A 16,636-nucleotide genomic window follows, 5' to 3' on the forward strand; every position below is an offset into this window, starting at 1 on the left:
GCCCCCGACTCGCGAGTCGGGGGCCTTCGTGTTCGGGGTGGACGACGGGACTCGAACCCGCGACAGCCAGGATCACAACCTGGTGCTCTACCAACTGAACTACGCCCACCATTGCTGCACACCCTGCGGCGATGCAGCGCGTTCGATACTAGCGTGACCGATACGCGGGAAGCCAATCGGTTCCCTGTGTCACGCGTCGCCACCGGTCAGCGTCGTCACGACGGCGCTGATCTCCTCGGTGGTCGGTCCCGGAGCCGCCACGAAGGCCGTCTGCCGGTAGTACTTGAGCTCCCGGATCGACTCCTCGATGTCCGCGAGTGCCCGGTGCGCGAGGCCCTTGGGAGGCTGACCGAAGTAGATGCGTGGGTACCACCGGCGGCACAACTCCTTGATGGAGCTGACGTCGATCATCCGGTAGTGCAGGTAGTCGTTCAGTTCCGGCATGTCCCGCGCGATGAAGCCGCGGTCGGTGCCGATCGAGTTGCCGGCGAGCGGCGCGGTGCCGGCGGGAACGTGCTGCCGGATGTACTCGAGCACCTTCTCCTGCGCCTGCTCCATCGTGACCGTCGACGCACGGACCTCCTCGGTGAGCCCCGACTTGGCGTGCATCTCGGTGACCACGTCCGGCATCGAGGCCAGTGCGTCGTCGTCGCAGTGGATCACGATGTCCACGCCGTCGCCGAGAACGTTGAGGTCGCTGTCGGTGACCAGGGCCGCGATCTCGATGAGCTTGTCCGAGCCCAGCTCGAGGCCCGTCATCTCGCAGTCGATCCACACCAGTTTGTCGTTCACGCACATCCTCGGTATCCGTCGTGTCCATCGGTACCGCTGCCACAGTAGACCCGCACGTGTCGGTACCGGCGATAGAGTTCAGCCCGTACCGCCGGCGACACGAGAACGGGAGCACGAGTGACGATGACGGAACCGACGGAGGGTGGCCGCGCGGCCGCGATCGCAGCGGGGTACGCCACGGAAGGTCCCGCCATCGAACTCGGCAGTGTGGTGCTGGACGGCGTCGCGGATCCGACCGCACGGGTCCGGTTACCGCTGAAGATGGTGAACCGTCACGGCCTCGTGGCCGGCGCCACGGGAACCGGCAAGACGAAGACCGTGCAGGTGATCGCCGAACAGCTCTCCGCGGCCGGTGTTCCGGTGGTGCTGGCCGACGTCAAGGGCGACCTCTCGGGACTGTCCGCTCCGGGCGCCGACTCGGACGGCCTGCGCGGCCGGGCCGGCGAGACCGGCGCGGACGGGTGGGCGCCCACGGGATTCCCGGTCGAGTTCCTCTCCCTCGGTACCGAGGGTGGCGCGGTGCCGGTACGCGCGACCATCACGGCGTTCGGCCCGATCCTGCTCAGCAAGGTGTTGCAGCTCAACGCGACTCAGGAGTCGACCCTCGGACTGATCTTCCACTGGGCGGACACGCAGGGGCTCGCGCTGCTCGATCTGAAGGATCTGCGTGCCGTCATCACGCACCTCACGAGCGACGAGGGCAAGGCCGACCTGGAGGGCATCGGCGGCGTCTCGTCGTCCACCGCCGGTGTCATCCTGCGGGCACTGGTGAACCTGGAGGCCGACGGCGGCGACACGTTCTTCGGTGAGCCGGAGATGCGGACGGAGGACCTGATCCGCACCGCACCGGACGGACGCGGCATCGTCACCCTCTTCGAACTCGGCGCTCTCGCAGCGCGTCCCGTCATGTTCTCCACGTTCCTGATGTGGGTGCTGGCCGATCTCTTCCAGACCCTGCCGGAGGAGGGGGACCTCGACGCACCGAAGCTGGTGTTCGTGTTCGACGAGGCACATCTGCTCTTCGCCGACGCGTCGAAGGCGTTCCTCCAGCAGGTCGAGCAGACCGTGAAACTGATCCGCTCCAAGGGTGTCGGCATCTTCTTCTGCACGCAGCTGCCGTCGGACGTTCCCGGGCCGGTGCTCTCCCAACTCGGCGCGCGGGTGCAGCACGCGCTGCGCGCCTTCACCCCGGACGACCAGAAGGCGCTGACCAAGACGGTACGGACGTATCCCAAGAGTGCGGACTACGACCTGGAGGAGGCACTCACCACCCTCGGGACCGGCGAGGCGATCGTCACGGTGCTGTCCGAGCGGGGCGCGCCGACCCCCGTGGCCTGGACCAGGATTCGTCCGCCGCAGTCGCTGATGGACACCATCGGAACGGACGCGATCACGGCCGCCGCGACCGCCAGTCCGTTGTACGCGACGTACGGCACCACCGTCGACGGCGAGTCCGCGTACGAGTTGCTGAACGCACGGATGGCCCCCGAACCGACGCCGCAGCAGCCGGAGTTCCCGCCGCTGCCGCAGACCTACGACCTGCCGCCGCTGCCCGCGCCGGAGCCGGAAGGGCCGTCGGCCGCAGAACGCATCATGGCCAACCCCGCCGTGAAGAGCTTCCTGCGGTCGGCAGCCAGTGCGGCCGGTCGCGAGATCTCACGGAGCATCTTCGGGACCGGACGCCGCCGTCGGAGGTAGAAGGTCAGGAACCGCCGAGCTTCTTGTAGAAGCTGCCGATGATCGGAGCGCTGATCGAGCGCGGACTGTACTGGCCCGCAACGGACATGCCCTTGCTGAGGATTCCGGGAACGATGCGCATCTTGTTCTTCTCGAGCCCGTCGAGAGACAGCCGTGCCGTGTACGCGCTGTCGATCCACAGGAAGTCCGGCACCAGCTTGTCGACGATGGAGGCGTCCGTGGGATCGGGCGTCTCGGTGCGGACCGGGCCGGGTGCGAGGAGCGTGCAGTGCACGCCGGTGCCGGCGAGCTCCGATCGCAACGACTCGGAGAACGTGTTCACGAACGCCTTGGTGGCGGCGTAGGTCGCATTGTTGGGGATGGCCATGTTGCCCGCGGCCGAGCCGGTGACGAGGATGCCGCCGGCGCCGCGCTCGATCATGCCGGGCAGGACCGCCAGCGTGAGATCGTGCACCGCAACAGCATTGAGCTGCACCTGGGCGCGCTCGTAGGCGGGATCCAGCGCCGACACCGGACCGAAGGTGGCGATGCCGGCGTTGTTGCAGAGCACCGAGATGTCGCGGCCGGCCAGTTCGTCCGCCAGGGTCTGGCGTTGAACGGGATCGGACAGATCGTTCACGCGGACCTCGACGGTGACGCCGTGCTCGGCGGTCAGCTTCGCCGCCAGCGCCTCGAGCAACTCGCCTCGACGGGCGACGACGATCAGCGAATGACCACGGGCGGCGAGTTCGGTGGCGAGTGCTTCTCCGATGCCGGACGACGCTCCGGTGACGACGGCACGGGACTCTGCGGTGGGTGCGGGGAGGCTCACGGTCACCGAGGCTAGCGTGACGCTGCGGAGCACGCGACGTCAGAGGGCGGCCGCGAGGCGGGTCCCTTGTTCGATCGCCCGCTTCGCGTCCACCTCCGCCGCCACGTCGGCGCCGCCGATGACGTCAACTACTGTTCCCGCAGCTGTGAGATCGTCCAGAAGATCGCGCACCGACTCCTGACCGGCGCACACGACGATCGTGTCGACCTCCAGTGCGCGTGTCCGTCCGTCGACGGTGATGTGAAGTCCGTCGTCGTCGATCCGGTCGTACCGCACCCCCGACAACTGCGTCACGTTCCTGCTTCGCAGGGCAGCGCGATGCACCCAGCCGCTGGTCTTGCCGAGTCGCGTCCCGATCCGTCCCGCCGTCCGCTGCAGCAGGTACACCTCGCGAGCCGCGGGGGGAGCGACGGCGGTGGCCACGGCACCCGCGGCCGCCGGATCGTCGGTGACTCCCCATTCCCGACGCCACTCCGCGGTGTCCAGAGTCGAGGAGTGTTCCGTGGTGAGGAACTCGCAGACGTCGACACCGATGCCGCCTGCCCCGATGACGGCCACGCGCCTGCCGACGTCCCGTTGGCCGAGCACCGCCTCGGCGTACGTGACGACGCTGGGGTGATCGATGCCGGGAATGGACGGGATGCGCGGCACCACACCCGTGGCCAGGACGACGCGATCGAAGTGCACGAGGTCCGCGGCGCCGGCCGTCGTGCCGAGCCGAACGTCGACCGTCGCTGCGGCGAGTGCGTGGGTGAAGTAGCGGACCGTCTCGGCGAACTCCTCCTTGCCGGGGATGCGCTGCGCGATCGCGAACTGGCCGCCGATCTCGTCGCGCGCCTCGAAGAGGGTGACGCGATGACCACGCTGCCCCAGTGCGACCGCGGTGGCGAGTCCCGCCGGGCCGGCGCCGACGACGGCGACCGTTCTCGCGGAGCGAGTCGGGGACAGCACGAGTTCGGTCTCCCGCCCGGCCCGCGGATTGAGCAGGCAGGACGCCTTGCGGTGGACGAAGACGTGGTCGAGACAGGCCTGGTTGCAGGCGATGCACGTGTTGATCTCGTCCCGTCGGCCGTTCCTCGCCTTGAGCAGCCAGTCGGGATCCGCCAGCATCGGGCGGGCCAGCGACACCAGGTGCGCGCTGCCGTCGGCGAGCAGCAGGCGTTCGGCGACCTCCGGCATGTTGATCCGGTTCGCCGCCGCCACCGGCACCGTCACCACCTCGGTGAGGCGGCGGGTGAAGTCGATGAACGCGGCCCTCGGTACGGACGTCACGATGGTGGGCACGCGCGACTCGTGCCAGCCGAAGTCGGAGTCGAACAGATCGATCCCGGCTCCTTCGAGTTCGGTGGCGAGTGCCACGATCTCGTCCCACGTCTGACCGTTCTCGACCAGATCGGCCAGCGAGATCCGGAACGAGAGCAGGAAGTCCGGTCCGACCGCTGCTCTGATGCGACGCACGATCTCCACCGGAAGGCGGCGCCGGTTCTCGGCGGACCCGCCCCATCGATCGGTGCGACGGTTCGTCCTCGGTGCGAGGAACTGGTTGAGGAAGTAGCCCTCGCCGCCCATGATCTCGACGCCGTCGTAGCCTGCGCGCTGCGCCAGGCGCGCGCACCGGACGTAGTGGCTGATCTGCCGTTCCACGCCCCGATCGGTGAGGCCGCGGGCGCGGAACGGGGTGATCGGCGACTTCCCACCCGACGCACTCACGGAGAGCGGATGGTAGGAGTAGCGGCCCGCGTGCAGGATCTGCAGCACGATCCGACCACCCTCGCGGTGCACGGCATCGGTCACGCGTCGGTGGCGACGGGCCTCGAGACGGTTGGTCAACTTGGCCGCGAACGGAAGCAGCCAGCCGGTGCGATTGGGGGAGTAGCCCCCGGTGACGACGAGTCCCACACCACCTCGGGCGCGCTCGGCGAAGTACGCGGCGAGCTTCTCTACGTCCTTCGCCCGATCCTCGAGTCCAGTGTGGATCGAGCCCATCATCACCCGGTTGGGCAACGTCGTACGACCGACCGTGATCGGCGACAGCAGAACAGGGAAGTCGGTCATCTCGGCACCCTATGCTGCGAGACATGGTGGTCGTGGGCGCGCCCGGTGTCGTGACGAAGAAGCAGGTGCTGGCGTGGGGTTTCTGGGACTGGGGCGGCGCCGCCTTCCAGGCCGTGATCCTCACGTTCGTGTTCTCGGTGTACCTGACCGACTCGGTGGGTGCCGATCTGCCCGGCGGAGTGTCCGCCACGTCGTGGTTGGGGTGGTCGCTCGGCATCGCCGGAGTTCTGGTCGCGGTCCTGGCTCCCGTCTCCGGTCAGCGCAGCGATGCCAGAGGTCGCCGCAAACGGCTCCTCTTCGTACTGTCGACCGCGACCGTCGTGTGCATGGCGGCACTGTTCTTCGTGAAGGACGACTACCACTACCTGTGGCTGGGCCTGATCCTGCTGTCCGTCGCCTCGGTGCTCTTCGAGGTGGCGCAGGTGCCCTACACCGCGATGCTGCGTCAGGTCTCGACGCCCGACAATCTGGGTCGGGTGTCCGGATTCGGCTGGGCAATGGGCTATTTCGGCGGCATCGCCCTGCTGTTGATGTGCTACTTCGGGTTCATCGCCGGCGACGGCGACGAGCGCGGCCTGCTGGGCATCACCACCGAGGACGGCCTCAACATCCGGCTCGTGGCGCTGCTCGCGGCGGTGTGGTTTCTCGTGTTCTCGCTTCCCGTGCTCTTCGCGGTTCCCGAACTCCCCGTCACCGACCCCGAGGCGGCGGCCGCGCGAGCCGGCTACCTCGAGTCGTACCGCGTGCTGTGGCGCGACGTGTCCGAGCTGTGGCGCACCGACCGCCGCACCGTGTGGTTCCTCGTCGCGAGCGCTCTGTTCCGTGACGGTCTGGCCGGGGTCTTCACCTTCGGAGCGGTGTTGGCCGTCACCGTGTACGGCATCTCCAGTGCCGACGTGCTGCTCTTCGGGGTCGCCGCCAACGTCGTCGCCGCACTCGGCGCCGTCGTCGCGGGGCGTGTCGACGACGTGCTGGGGCCCAAGCTCGTCATCGTCGTCTCGCTCGTGTCGATGATCGTCGCCGGGCTGGTCCTGCTCGCCGTCTCGGGTCCCCTGATGTTCTGGATCTTCGGACTGATCCTGTGCCTGTTCGTCGGACCCGCACAGTCGGCGTCGCGCACCTTCCTGACCCGCATAGTCCCGCCCGGCCGGGAAGGCCAGATGTTCGGCCTCTACGCCACGACGGGACGCGCGGTCTCGTTCCTCGCTCCGAGCCTCTTCGGACTCTTCGTCTTCCTCTTCGACGCGGATCGGGCCGGCATCATCGGCATCGTGTTGGTGCTGGCGGCCGGGCTACTGGCCCTGCTCCGCGTCGCGGCACCCGAGGGTGATCGGGGGAGGGACGCGGCGGCGTGAAGGTCGACCACAAGAAGGAGATCGCGACGTACAGCGCTCGACTCGGGGTGTTCGACGTGGTCGAGGTGCCGCCCCTGCAGTACCTCACGGTCGACGGGGACGGTGATCCGAACACGACCGCCTGGACCGACGCGGTGTCGTCTCTGTATCCGCTCGCGTACGGCCTGAAGTTCCTCGGCAAGCGCGAACTCGGCAGAGACCACGTGGTGATGCCGCTCGAAGCGCTGTGGTGGGCGGACGACTGGGCGTCGTTCACCCGCGAGCGGGACCCGTCGCGATGGCGATGGACCGCGATGATCATGACCCCCGACTGGATCACGGCCGAGCATCTGGAGACCGTCCGCGAACAGAAGGCGGGCCCGCGGACAGGCGACGTGCGCCTGATACGTCTCGACGAGGGGCTGTGCGTGCAGACGCTGCACGTCGGGTCCTACGACGACGAGGCGCCGGTGCTCGCGCACATGCACGACGTCGTCGTCCCGGCGCACTCGCTCCGGATGACGGGACGTCATCACGAGATCTATCTCGGCGACCCACGGCGTGTGGTGGCCGACAAGCTGAGAACGATTCTGCGACAACCGGTCACGCGCTAACGCGCGAGGATCTCGTCCGCCAGTCGGTCCGGATCGTCCTCGGGCACCCAGTGGCTGACACTCAACTCGACGAACTCGTACGGGCCGGTGACGTGCTGGGTGCACCGCTCGGCGGCGGCGCGGCCGACCGCCGTGTCCTGGTTACCCCACACGTAGGTGGTCGGCACCTCGACGGACGGGAGATCCGCGAAGTCGCGCGTCATGGCGCGGTACCACTCCAGCGCGGCGGTGAGCGTCTCACGCCGGCCGACCACCGGAAGATGCTGCGAGACGATCGTCGGATCGGCGGCACCGGAGAACATGGCGATCAACCGGCGGGCGTCGTCCTCGAGCAGCAGATCCTCCGCCTTGCCGGGCTGACGGAAGAGAGTCATGTACTCGCTGCGCTTCTTCTGGTCCTCGTCTTCGCGGATCGCCCATCCGAAGGCGGCCGGGTGCGGGACGGACACTGCGGTGAGGGTGCGCACGCGATCCGGATGCAGCGCCGCGACGTACCAGGCGACGATCGACCCCCAGTCGTGCCCCACGAGATCGACTGCCGCGAAGCCCAGTTCGTCGAGCATTCCGATGACGTCGGCGACCAGCAGGTCGATGCGGTAAGCGTCGGTACCGGTCGGACGGGCACCGGGGGAGTACCCGCGCTGGTTCGGCACGACGACGTCGCGGCCCACGTCCGCCATGCGGATCGCCACGTCGCGCCAACTCGCGGACGTCTCGGGAAAACCGTGCAGGAGAAGGGCCGGGCGGTCGCCGGGGGTTCCGTAGCGGTCCGCGTCGAAGGTCAGGTCACCGACTGAGATCTGCATGGGGAAAGGCTATCGGGTCCTCACGCTCCGAGGGCGGCTGCCGACGTCCGTGCGCCGCGGACGTTCCGAGGCTGCCACTGGCCCATTCCCAGCATGATCACGCGCAGCTGGGACAGCGCGCGTTCGACGATGTCGCGTTCGGCCGCGCCGGCGGGCGTCACCTCGACCAGGTCCACCACCGTCGCCAGCATTGTGTTGACGATGAGGTCGGCGACCATCTCGAGATCATCGCCGGGCCACGACGACAGGGCGGGGATCCGGGACAGGTCCTGAGTGAGCTCGTGCACGATCATTCGCAGCTCGGTCTCGATCGCGCGCCGGACCTCCACCACCCCGCCGGACCGCTCGCGGATGAGGAAGCGGAACTGGACGTCGTGTTCGCGGATCTCGCCCACCAGCAGTTCGAGCGACTCGCGCGCGTTGTCCGCGGACGGGTGACGACGGACGTCGCGCAGGATCTTGCGAAGGACGCGCATGCTGTCCTCGACGACCGCGACTCCGAGGTCCTCCATCGACGCGAAGTGGCGGTAGAAGGCTGTCGGCACGATTCCTGCCGCGCGCGTGACCTCCCGCAGGCTCACGCTGGAGAAACTGCGGTCCGCGATGGCGTCCAGCGTTCCGTCCACGAGTGCCCGCCGGGTGCGTTCCTTGCGTTCGGCCCTGCTGGCCGTCGTGGAACCTACGGAATTCTCGGACATTCCTCGACATTAACCGACATCGGTGTATGGGTGTGCACTTCCGCCGCGCGAGAGCCTGGCGGGTCACTGCTGCTCACGGTACGTGTCCGTCGTCACATTGGCCTTGAAAGTTGCCGGTACGGGCTGTCACACTCGGTTCCAGTGAACGAGTGTGCACTGGAGAAGTGATCCAGTCACCGGCCCGTCATTCGAGGAGGACGACTTGAGCATCGCCACCACCCCCACATCGCGCGGCCGTCGCAGTTCGCTGCTGTCCAGGTTGCGGCCCCGGTTGCTCGAGACGCTGACGACGCCGCACGCGGTCGATCGGTACCTCGAACTCGTCGACCCCATGATGACTGTCGACGACATGCGCGCCGAGGTGGTGGCCGTCCGTCACCAGACTCCCGACACCGTCACGCTGACGCTGCGCCCCACGTGGCAGTGGAAGGGGTTCTCCGCCGGCCACTTCGTGCAGATCGGCGTCGTGGTCGACGGCGTCCGGCACACGCGTTGCTACTCCCCGGCAGGTACCGCCGGAACCGACGACGACACGATCGAGCTCACCGTCAAGGCTCAACCCGACGGCATCGTGTCCAACTACCTGGTCGCCTCGGCGAAGCCCGGTCTCGTGGTCAATCTCGCGCCGGCCACGGGCACCTTCGAGCTCCCGAGCCCGCGGCCGGACCACGTTCTGCTGATCAGTGGTGGAAGCGGCATCACCCCGGTGATGTCGATGCTGCGCACGCTGGTGCACGAGGGGTACACCGGACGCGTGGCGTTCCTGCACTACGCCTACACGGAGAACGACGTCTGCTACCGCGCCGAACTCGACCGCATCGCGGCCGAGAACGACAACGTGGACGTTCTGTACGCGTACACCGATCAGCAGAACGGTGGTCATCTGCACGGATTCTTCGACACCGAGCATCTGAACGTCGCAGCACCCTGGCACGCCTCGGCGCAGACGTTCCTGTGCGGGCCGCCCGGGTTGATGAAGGGTGTCAGGTCGGTGTTCGACGAACTCGGACTCTCCGAGTCGTTGTTCTCGGAGGAGTTCGTCACCGCAGTTCCGGTCGTCGACGGGGATGCCTCGGGAACCGTGTCGTTCTCGGGTTCGTCCGTCGAGGCGGAGAACGACGGCGCCACCCTCCTGGAGCAGGCCGAGAATGCCGGGCTGACACCGGAATTCGGCTGCAGGATGGGAATCTGCTTCACCTGCACGGCAATCAAGAAGTCGGGATGCACCCGCAACGTCAAGACCGGTGAGCTCGACTCCGATCCGGACAACGAAATCCAGCTCTGCATCTCCGTCCCCGTGGGCGACGTCGACATCGACGTCTGACCCATCCACATACTCGAAGAGGAGGTCACCATGTTCGGACTCTCACTGTCCTTTCTCCCGTTCATCGGTTCCAGCTCGGCGCCCGACACCGCGACGTCCGGCGTCGACGTGATGGACGAGCCGGGAACCGACGGACCTGTCGTCCTGAGCTACGAAGCCGTGGAGGAACTCGGACGCAAGCTCGACGACCTGCGCGCCCGCACCGTCGCGGATCTGGGTCAGGAGGACCGCGACTACATCTTCAAGATCATCAAGGCGCAGCGCGGACTCGAGGTCGCCGGTCGCGGACTGATGTACTTCGGCTTCTTCCCGCCGGCCTGGATCGCCGCCGTCAGCGCCCTGAGCCTGTCGAAGATCCTCGACAACATGGAGATCGGTCACAACGTCATGCACGGCCAGTACGACTGGATGCGTGAGCCGGGCCTGAACTCCAAGGTCTTCGAGTGGGACAACACCTGCCCCGGTGACCAGTGGCGCCACTCGCACAACTACATGCACCACACGTACACCAACATCCTCGACATGGACCGCGACATCGGTTACGGCATCCTGCGGATGGACAGCGCGCAGAAGTGGAACCCGTACTACCTGGGCAACCCGATCTACGCGTTCCTGCTCATGACCTTCTTCGAGTGGGGCGTCATGATGCACGACCTGGAGGCCGAGAACGTCATCCAGGGCAAGCGCAAGTGGCACGACGTCAAGCCCCTGCTCGAGGGCTGGTGGAAGAAGGCCGGACGACAGGTCCTCAAGGACTACATCGTCTTCCCCGCGCTGACCGGGCCGATGTTCGTTCCGACGCTGGTGGGCAACTTCACCGCCAACATCGTCCGCAACGTGTGGGCCTACTCGATCATCTTCTGCGGCCACTTCCCGACGGGCGTGCAGACGTTCACCGTCGAGGAGACCGCGCAGGAGACCCGCGGCCAGTGGTACGTGCGTCAGATGCTCGGCTCCGCGAACATCGAGGGTGGGGACCTGTTCCACATCATGTCCGGCAACCTCTCGCACCAGATCGAGCACCACCTTTTCCCCGACCTGCCCGCGCACCGCTACCCGCAGATCGCACCCGAGGTCAAGGCGCTCTGTGAGGAGTACGGCCTTCCGTACAACACTGGTGGCTTCTTCCATCAGATCGGTACTGTGTGGGGCAAGATCTTCCGACTCGCCCTTCCCGACCGGTTCACCGGTGTGGACAAGGTGACCGGTGTGATCATCGAGCGCGAAAAAGCTGCAGCCTGAGAGGTAGTGCCATGGTCGGCAAGTTCGAACGCAACAAGGACACCGTGCAGGAACTGACCGAGTCCGCGGCGACTCACGTCGGACGCATCGCGGTCATCATCGCCACGGCAGTCCGCGACGTCACCCGCGAGATCGGTGACCTCGTCACCGACGGCATCGAGATGAGGGAAGCGTCGCGCCGGGCACAGTCCGACACGCGCACCTTCGAGGTGATCGAGGGGGACTTCGAGGAGTCGTCCAGGCGGTCGAACGGTCGCTGACCCGGAGCCTCACGACGGCGCCGCACCCATGACGGGTGCGGCGCCGTCGTCGTGTGTGGGTGCCGGCTCGGTAGTTGCCGTTGGGCTGGGCTTCGCGCACCGCGGTTCGTCCCGTGCACTCCCCATCGGGGGAGCACCACGCGAACTGCGCCGCGGGGTATGTGCGCCCGGCATGGGTGCGCACGGCGGCGGGGTCGGTCACACTGTCCCGATGAAGGTGACGGACGAGGAGCGGCGCAGAATCCTGGTGCGTCGGCATGCCGTGGGTCTGGGGTCGTCGCTGACACCCGAGGACGTGGTGCAGCGCATCGTCGCGCTCCACGCCACGGATGCGGCGAGCGTGTCGTTGCAGGTTCTGGCGCGATCGACCACCGCGACCCTGGACGACGTGCGCGACGCTCTGTACACCCGCCGCTCGCTGGTGCGGGTCATGGCGATGCGCCGCACCCTTTTCGTCATCGACAAGCAGTTCATGCCCGTCGTGCAGTCCGGTTCGAGCGCCGGGGTGGCCAGAACCCTGAGAACGCGTCTGGCGAAGCAACTCTCGACCCTGCCCACCGACCCGGTGATCGATGATGTGCCGGCGTTCCTCGACCATCTCGAGTCGGGTGTCGATGCGGCACTGGCTGCGTCGGGCACCGCGACGGGAGCCGAGTTGTCCACCGCCGTACCGGAACTGCGCACCGCGTTCCTCCCGACCACGGACAAGAAGTACGACGTCCGTCGCTACGTGACGTCGTCGTTGCTGACGTTGCTGTCGGCGGAGGGGCGCATCGTGCGCGTGGAACCGCGGGGGAACTGGACCTCGCGCCACCACACGTGGGCACCGGTGAGCGCGTGGTGGCCAGACGGTGTGCCGCCGATCGAGGAGGCGGATGCGCGAGTTCGCCTGGCGCGCACCTGGCTGGAGGCGTTCGGTCCGGCGACTCCCGAGGACCTCCAGTGGTGGACCGGATGGAACAAGGGTCACACCGTCAAAGCCCTCGCCGCTCTCGACGTCGAGGAGGTCGAGCTGTCGTCGGGTGGGGGAATCATGCTGCGCGGCAGCGACATGAGCGGTGCCGACGGGGGTGTGGCTCTGCTGCCCGCGCTGGATCCGACGCCGATGGGGTGGAAGGATCGGCGGTGGTTCCTGCCGGACGAGTACCGACCGGATCTGTTTGACACATTCGGCAACGTCGGCCCCACGGTGTGGTCGAACGGCCGGGTGGTCGGCGGTTGGGCCGTACGGGGCGCCGGTGAGGTGGTGTTCCGGTTGTTCGAGAAGGCCGACGAGGAGCAGGTCGCGGCGGAAGCTGCACGTCTCGAGGCCCATCTCGACGGCGCGTCCATCACCCCGACCTTTCCGACTCCGCTCGAGAAGGCGCTGCGGACAGGATCAGGGAACTAGGCCTGCACGCCGGGCGGCGTGCGCGGCTTCGTGTCTGGTCGACGCGTCGAGCTTGGCCATGATCGACTTCATGTAGCTCTTGACTGTGGACACGGTGAGGCCGAGCTCCTCGGCGATGGCGATGTTCGACCGGCCCAGCGCCACCAGCGACAACACGTCCCGTTCGCGGGCCGTCACGTGCGGAGCGGACGGTATCGGTGCGGCGGGTTCCAGGAAGGCGCGCATCGAGTCGAGCACGGACGTGAGCTCGGGTGCGTCCGACCGTGCCGCGACCGCCCGCAGCCGCGTGTACGTCTGACGGACGTCCTCGCGCAGCCGGTCGGCATCGCGCCGCGCCTCGTCGACGGCGAGGTCCTGGCCCAGAACCCCCGCTTCGAGGGTCAGCACGTCGAGCACGCGATCCCCGATGTGGCCGGCCGTGTGCATCGCGCCGTAGAGCACGCCGACGGCTGTCCGCCCGACGACGACGGGGGCGGCGATCATGGCGCGCAGGCCCTCGGCGGAGATGATGGCGTCGTATCGGTGGCTGATCTTCGGAGTCCGCATGTAGTCGTCGAGCGCGACGGTGCGATTGACCTGCAACACCTTGCCGCCGAGACCGTGACCTGCCTCGAGTTCGACACCGTCGAGCGCCCCGACGGACTGCCCGGCGAAATGGCGCAGCGTCAATCGCCGTCCCGCGGTCATGACTCCGCCGAAAGCGAGCGTGACGCCCGAACCGGCGCGCAACCGGTCCACGGCGGCGTCGAAATGTGTGTCGATCATGGTCTCCGTCTTCCTACCCTCTTCGGAGGGTATCGGGCCGCGAGTGTTCCGCGCCACACTCTCACCATGACGACCTTGACCGACGATGTCGCACGCCTGCTGGCGACCTACGGATCCGCCGACGCCGACCTCGCCGCCCTGCTGTGCGACGACCACGACCCGGCGGCGATCGCGTTCACCTTCATCGAAGGCGATCTCACGGCGCGCGACCTCACCTACGGCGAGCTGCACGAGCTGTCGGCGCGATTCGCGACGGGCCTCGCCGAGATGGGCGTCGGCCGGGGTGACCGCGTGGGAGTGTTGATGAGCAAGCGGCTCGAACTGGTCGTCGCCCTGCTCGGGCTCTGGCGACTCGGCGCGGTGCACGTCCCGCTGTTCACCGCCTTCGCTACTCCGGCGATCGCGATGCGCGTCGAGGCCGCGCAGGCGCGCGTCGTCATCACCGAGACCGACCAGCGCGAGAAGCTCGACTCGATCGAGGGCATCACGGTGATCGAGACGGGGGAGGGCTTCGACGCTCTGGTTCGTGAGCACGAGCCGATGGCGGCCTCGGTGGCCGTGGGCGGCGACGGTGTGATGATCCAGCTCTTCACCAGCGGCACGACGGGAAAGCCGAAGGGCGTGCCGGTGCCTGTGTCGGCGCTGGCGTCGTTCGTCGCCTACATGACCTACGGCCTCGACGTGTCCGAGGACGACGTCTTCTGGAACGCCGCCGACCCCGGCTGGGCCTACGGGCTCTACTACGCCATTCTCGGCCCGATGGCGATGGGCCGTCGCAGTCTGATGCTGCATGCCGGCTTCACCCCCGCGCTCACGGTCGCGGTGATGCAGAAGTTCGAGGTCACCAACTTCGCGGCGGCGCCGACGGTGTACCGGAGCCTGAGCAAGGACCCGTCGGTCGGTGGCATCACGTTGCGACGGGCGTCGTCGGCGGGGGAGCCGCTGACGCCGGACGTTCTGGTGTGGTCGGAGACGGCGCTCGGCGTGCCGGTGCGGGATCACTATGGCCAGACCGAGCACGGAATGGTCATCGTCAACGCCTGGCACGACGCGGTGCGTGAGCCGCTGATCCCTGGTTCGATGGGAAAGCCGTTGCCGGGCTTCACCGCCGGAGTCGTCGAGGATCAGATCGGCTTCGAGGTGGCGGGCAGCCCGCTGATGTGGTTCACCGGGTACGTCGACGCTCCCGACAAGACAGCCGAACGGTTCACGGAGGACGGGTCCTGGTACCTGACGGGCGATGCCGGACGAATCGAGAACGGCTCCTACTTCTTCTCCGCGCGTAACGACGACGTCATCATCATGGCCGGCTACCGGATCGGGCCCTTCGACGTCGAAAGCGTTCTCGTGGAACACCCGTCGGTCATGGATGTGGCGGTGGTGGGCCAACCCGACGACATCCGCGGAGAGGTGATCGAGGCGTACGTCGTTCTGGCGGAGGGCGTCTCGGGTACCGCCGAGTTGGAGTCCGAGCTGCAGCAGCTGGTGAAGTCCAACTTCGCCGCGCACGCCTACCCGCGCACGGTGCACTTCGTCGACGCACTGCCCAAGACGCCCAGCGGCAAGGTGCAGCGCTTCCTGCTGCGCCGGAGCCGTCAGCCGGGCAGCAGCGCTCGGAACTCGGGGCAGTAGGCGCCGATCGCGGTACCGACGATGGCGCCCGCGGCGCTCTCGTCCCATTTGCCGCGGCTGCCCGTCGTGACGGCGTCCACCTCGGCGATCACCGGCTGCCCCTGCTGCAGTTCGGCGCAGATGCCGCGTCCGAGAATCTTCATCGTCTCCGGGTCGGTGTACTCGATGGCGCCACTGTCCAACCCTGCGATGAAGAGGTCGTCCGCGGCGACGGCGTCGGGCCCCGTCGGCACGGAGGGACCGGCCACCGACGGCGTGCTGGGCGCCTCGGACGTCGAGGTCGCCGGAGCCGGGTCGTCGGCCGGGGGTGTCGCCGGGTCACCGCCGCACCCCGCCACGCTCAGAGTCGCGAGGAGGAGAAGGGTAGCGGTGCGGCGGGTCACCGGTCCGACGTTACCGCTCTCGTGGTGATCCAATGACCGCGTGAAGCGCACCCACGACCGCCGCCGCGATGCCCACGTGGCGCTGGGTCTCGCCGCTGTGGCGGGCTTCGTCGACGCCGTCGGCTTCCTCGCTCTCGGCGGCTTCTTCGTCTCCTTCATGACGGGCAACACCACTCGGGCGGCCGTCGAACTCACTGCGGGACATGTCGGTGCGGCGTCCGTCGGGCTCGTGGTGATCGTGTCGTTCGTGGGCGGGGTCGTCACCGGGTCGCTCGTCGGCGACCTCGCCGGCCGGCGTCGTAAGACCGTCGTCCTCCTGCTCGTCGCGGTACTGCTGGCGGCGGCCGGCGTCGTGCACCTCGGCGGCGGCGCGACCCTGGTGTCCGCTCTGATCGTGGCGGCAGCGATGGGCGCCGAGAACGCGGTGTTCGAGCGGGACGGCGGCATCAGCCTCACGTACATGACCGGGACGCTCGTGACCATGGCACGCACGATCGCCGCTCGGATCCAGGGGCGCAGCTCGGAATCCTGGGTCCGCCCGCTGTTGATGTGGGCGGCGCTCGCGGGCGGAGCGATTCTCGGCGCCGCGGCCTTCGCGATCGTCGGACTCGGCGCACCCGTGGTGGCGCTGATCGCGGTGCTCGTGGCTGCCGTCGTCGTCTTCTCGATGGGCGAATGAGCGCCGTGGTGCCCCCGGCAGGATTCGAACCTGCGACCAAGGGATTAGAAGGCCCTTGCTCTATCCCCTGAGCTACGGAGGCGTGCATCGGTGTCCGATGCGCCGTCGAGTGTAGCGAGGCGCTGCGCCCTGCCCGGGCCGGAGGTGCGGCTT

The 16,636-nt window shown here is 67.9% G+C and carries 16 protein-coding genes and 2 tRNA genes; 9 read left to right on the top strand and 9 right to left on the bottom strand.

From position 1 onward, the window contains the following. Positions 1-36 precede the first annotated feature (36 nt). Positions 37-109: transfer RNA gene (locus tag QE449_RS07640), tRNA-His, on the bottom strand. An 80-nt stretch (positions 110-189) separates the two neighbouring features. After that, positions 190-792 carry an oligoribonuclease gene (orn, locus tag QE449_RS07645; protein ID WP_056446378.1) on the bottom strand — a complete coding sequence of 201 codons (603 nt, stop codon included), beginning with the start codon at positions 790-792 and terminating at the stop codon, positions 190-192. A gap of 123 nt (positions 793-915) precedes the next feature. Between orn and QE449_RS07650 the strand changes: the two genes are divergently transcribed. Continuing rightward, on the top strand, positions 916-2,490 hold the full coding sequence (locus tag QE449_RS07650; protein ID WP_307108580.1) for a helicase HerA-like domain-containing protein: 1,575 nt from the start codon (positions 916-918) through the stop codon (positions 2,488-2,490). Positions 2,491-2,494: 4 nt separating this feature from the next. Here QE449_RS07650 and cmrA read toward each other — a convergent pair whose 3' ends face one another. Together cmrA and QE449_RS07660 are read right to left on the bottom strand one after the other, a co-directional pair. After that, positions 2,495-3,301 (bottom strand): mycolate reductase, encoded by an 807-nt coding sequence (cmrA, locus tag QE449_RS07655; RefSeq protein ID WP_307108581.1) that lies wholly within the window; start codon positions 3,299-3,301, stop codon positions 2,495-2,497. Positions 3,302-3,340: 39 nt separating this feature from the next. Beyond that, a complete protein-coding gene (locus QE449_RS07660; RefSeq protein WP_307108582.1) occupies positions 3,341-5,356 on the bottom strand; it encodes an NADPH-dependent 2,4-dienoyl-CoA reductase in 2,016 nt (671 codons plus the stop codon). A gap of 23 nt (positions 5,357-5,379) precedes the next feature. Here QE449_RS07660 and QE449_RS07665 point away from each other — a divergent pair, with 23 nt between their 5' ends. Continuing rightward, positions 5,380-6,711, top strand: coding sequence for an MFS transporter (locus QE449_RS07665; protein WP_307108583.1), 1,332 nt, complete (start codon positions 5,380-5,382; stop codon positions 6,709-6,711). After that, on the top strand, positions 6,708-7,304 hold the full coding sequence (locus QE449_RS07670; protein WP_307108584.1) for a GyrI-like domain-containing protein: 597 nt from the start codon (positions 6,708-6,710) through the stop codon (positions 7,302-7,304). The genes QE449_RS07665 and QE449_RS07670 overlap by 4 nt, the downstream gene beginning before the upstream one ends. Here the strand turns inward: QE449_RS07670 and QE449_RS07675 are convergent. Further along, the gene (locus QE449_RS07675; protein WP_307108585.1) at positions 7,301-8,110 is read right to left on the bottom strand and encodes an alpha/beta fold hydrolase; all 810 of its coding nucleotides are present in this window, start codon (positions 8,108-8,110) and stop codon (positions 7,301-7,303) included. The two genes, QE449_RS07670 and QE449_RS07675, sit on opposite strands and share 4 nt — an antisense overlap. A 20-nt stretch (positions 8,111-8,130) precedes the next feature. Next, positions 8,131-8,808 (bottom strand): TetR family transcriptional regulator, encoded by a 678-nt coding sequence (locus tag QE449_RS07680; protein WP_056446144.1) that lies wholly within the window; start codon positions 8,806-8,808, stop codon positions 8,131-8,133. A gap of 202 nt (positions 8,809-9,010) precedes the next feature. On the opposite strand from QE449_RS07680, the gene QE449_RS07685 reads away from it, so the two are divergent. From QE449_RS07685 to QE449_RS07700, 4 genes are all read left to right on the top strand, one after another. Beyond that, entirely contained in the window at positions 9,011-10,132 is a 1,122-nt protein-coding gene (locus tag QE449_RS07685; protein WP_307108586.1) for a ferredoxin reductase, read from the top strand. A gap of 30 nt (positions 10,133-10,162) precedes the next feature. Continuing rightward, positions 10,163-11,374, top strand: coding sequence for an acyl-CoA desaturase (locus tag QE449_RS07690; protein ID WP_027505619.1), 1,212 nt, complete (start codon positions 10,163-10,165; stop codon positions 11,372-11,374). Positions 11,375-11,385: 11 nt separating this feature from the next. Beyond that, the gene (locus tag QE449_RS07695; protein ID WP_027505620.1) at positions 11,386-11,634 is read left to right on the top strand and encodes a hypothetical protein; all 249 of its coding nucleotides are present in this window, start codon (positions 11,386-11,388) and stop codon (positions 11,632-11,634) included. A 211-nt stretch (positions 11,635-11,845) separates the two neighbouring features. Beyond that, complete coding sequence (locus tag QE449_RS07700; RefSeq protein WP_307108587.1) at positions 11,846-13,024, top strand: winged helix DNA-binding domain-containing protein; 1,179 nt, start codon at positions 11,846-11,848, stop codon at positions 13,022-13,024. Here QE449_RS07700 and QE449_RS07705 read toward each other — a convergent pair. Then, entirely contained in the window at positions 13,013-13,789 is a 777-nt protein-coding gene (locus QE449_RS07705) for a LuxR C-terminal-related transcriptional regulator (protein WP_027505622.1), read from the bottom strand. The two genes, QE449_RS07700 and QE449_RS07705, sit on opposite strands and share 12 nt — an antisense overlap. A 66-nt stretch (positions 13,790-13,855) precedes the next feature. On the opposite strand from QE449_RS07705, the gene QE449_RS07710 reads away from it, so the two are divergent. Then, positions 13,856-15,421 carry an AMP-binding protein gene (locus QE449_RS07710; protein WP_307092178.1) on the top strand — a complete coding sequence of 522 codons (1,566 nt, stop codon included), beginning with the start codon at positions 13,856-13,858 and terminating at the stop codon, positions 15,419-15,421. Here the strand turns inward: QE449_RS07710 and QE449_RS07715 are convergent. Beyond that, complete coding sequence (locus tag QE449_RS07715; protein WP_222647485.1) at positions 15,385-15,804, bottom strand: DUF732 domain-containing protein; 420 nt, start codon at positions 15,802-15,804, stop codon at positions 15,385-15,387. The two genes, QE449_RS07710 and QE449_RS07715, sit on opposite strands and share 37 nt — an antisense overlap. A 40-nt stretch (positions 15,805-15,844) precedes the next feature. On the opposite strand from QE449_RS07715, the gene QE449_RS07720 reads away from it, so the two are divergent. Continuing rightward, the gene (locus QE449_RS07720; protein ID WP_307108588.1) at positions 15,845-16,483 is read left to right on the top strand and encodes a YoaK family protein; all 639 of its coding nucleotides are present in this window, start codon (positions 15,845-15,847) and stop codon (positions 16,481-16,483) included. Positions 16,484-16,489: 6 nt separating this feature from the next. Here the strand turns inward: QE449_RS07720 and QE449_RS07725 are convergent. Next, positions 16,490-16,565, bottom strand: a tRNA-Arg gene (locus QE449_RS07725). Positions 16,566-16,636: the final 71 nt, after the last annotated feature.

The organism is Rhodococcus sp. SORGH_AS_0303 (assembly GCF_030819335.1).
Classification (GTDB): domain Bacteria; phylum Actinomycetota; class Actinomycetes; order Mycobacteriales; family Mycobacteriaceae; genus Rhodococcoides.

Coding starts and splice junctions, on each gene's coding strand:
- QE449_RS07650 (WP_307108580.1), top strand. CDS start 916: ATGACGGAACCGACGGAGGGTGGCCGCGCGGCCGCGATCGCAGCGGGG.
- QE449_RS07690 (WP_027505619.1), top strand. CDS start 10,163: ATGTTCGGACTCTCACTGTCCTTTCTCCCGTTCATCGGTTCCAGCTCG.
- QE449_RS07705 (WP_027505622.1), bottom strand. CDS start 13,789: ATGATCGACACACATTTCGACGCCGCCGTGGACCGGTTGCGCGCCGGT.
- QE449_RS07695 (WP_027505620.1), top strand. CDS start 11,386: ATGGTCGGCAAGTTCGAACGCAACAAGGACACCGTGCAGGAACTGACC.
- QE449_RS07675 (WP_307108585.1), bottom strand. CDS start 8,110: ATGCAGATCTCAGTCGGTGACCTGACCTTCGACGCGGACCGCTACGGA.
- QE449_RS07665 (WP_307108583.1), top strand. CDS start 5,380: ATGGTGGTCGTGGGCGCGCCCGGTGTCGTGACGAAGAAGCAGGTGCTG.
- QE449_RS07700 (WP_307108587.1), top strand. CDS start 11,846: ATGAAGGTGACGGACGAGGAGCGGCGCAGAATCCTGGTGCGTCGGCAT.
- QE449_RS07660 (WP_307108582.1), bottom strand. CDS start 5,356: ATGACCGACTTCCCTGTTCTGCTGTCGCCGATCACGGTCGGTCGTACG.
- QE449_RS07710 (WP_307092178.1), top strand. CDS start 13,856: ATGACGACCTTGACCGACGATGTCGCACGCCTGCTGGCGACCTACGGA.
- QE449_RS07680 (WP_056446144.1), bottom strand. CDS start 8,808: ATGTCCGAGAATTCCGTAGGTTCCACGACGGCCAGCAGGGCCGAACGC.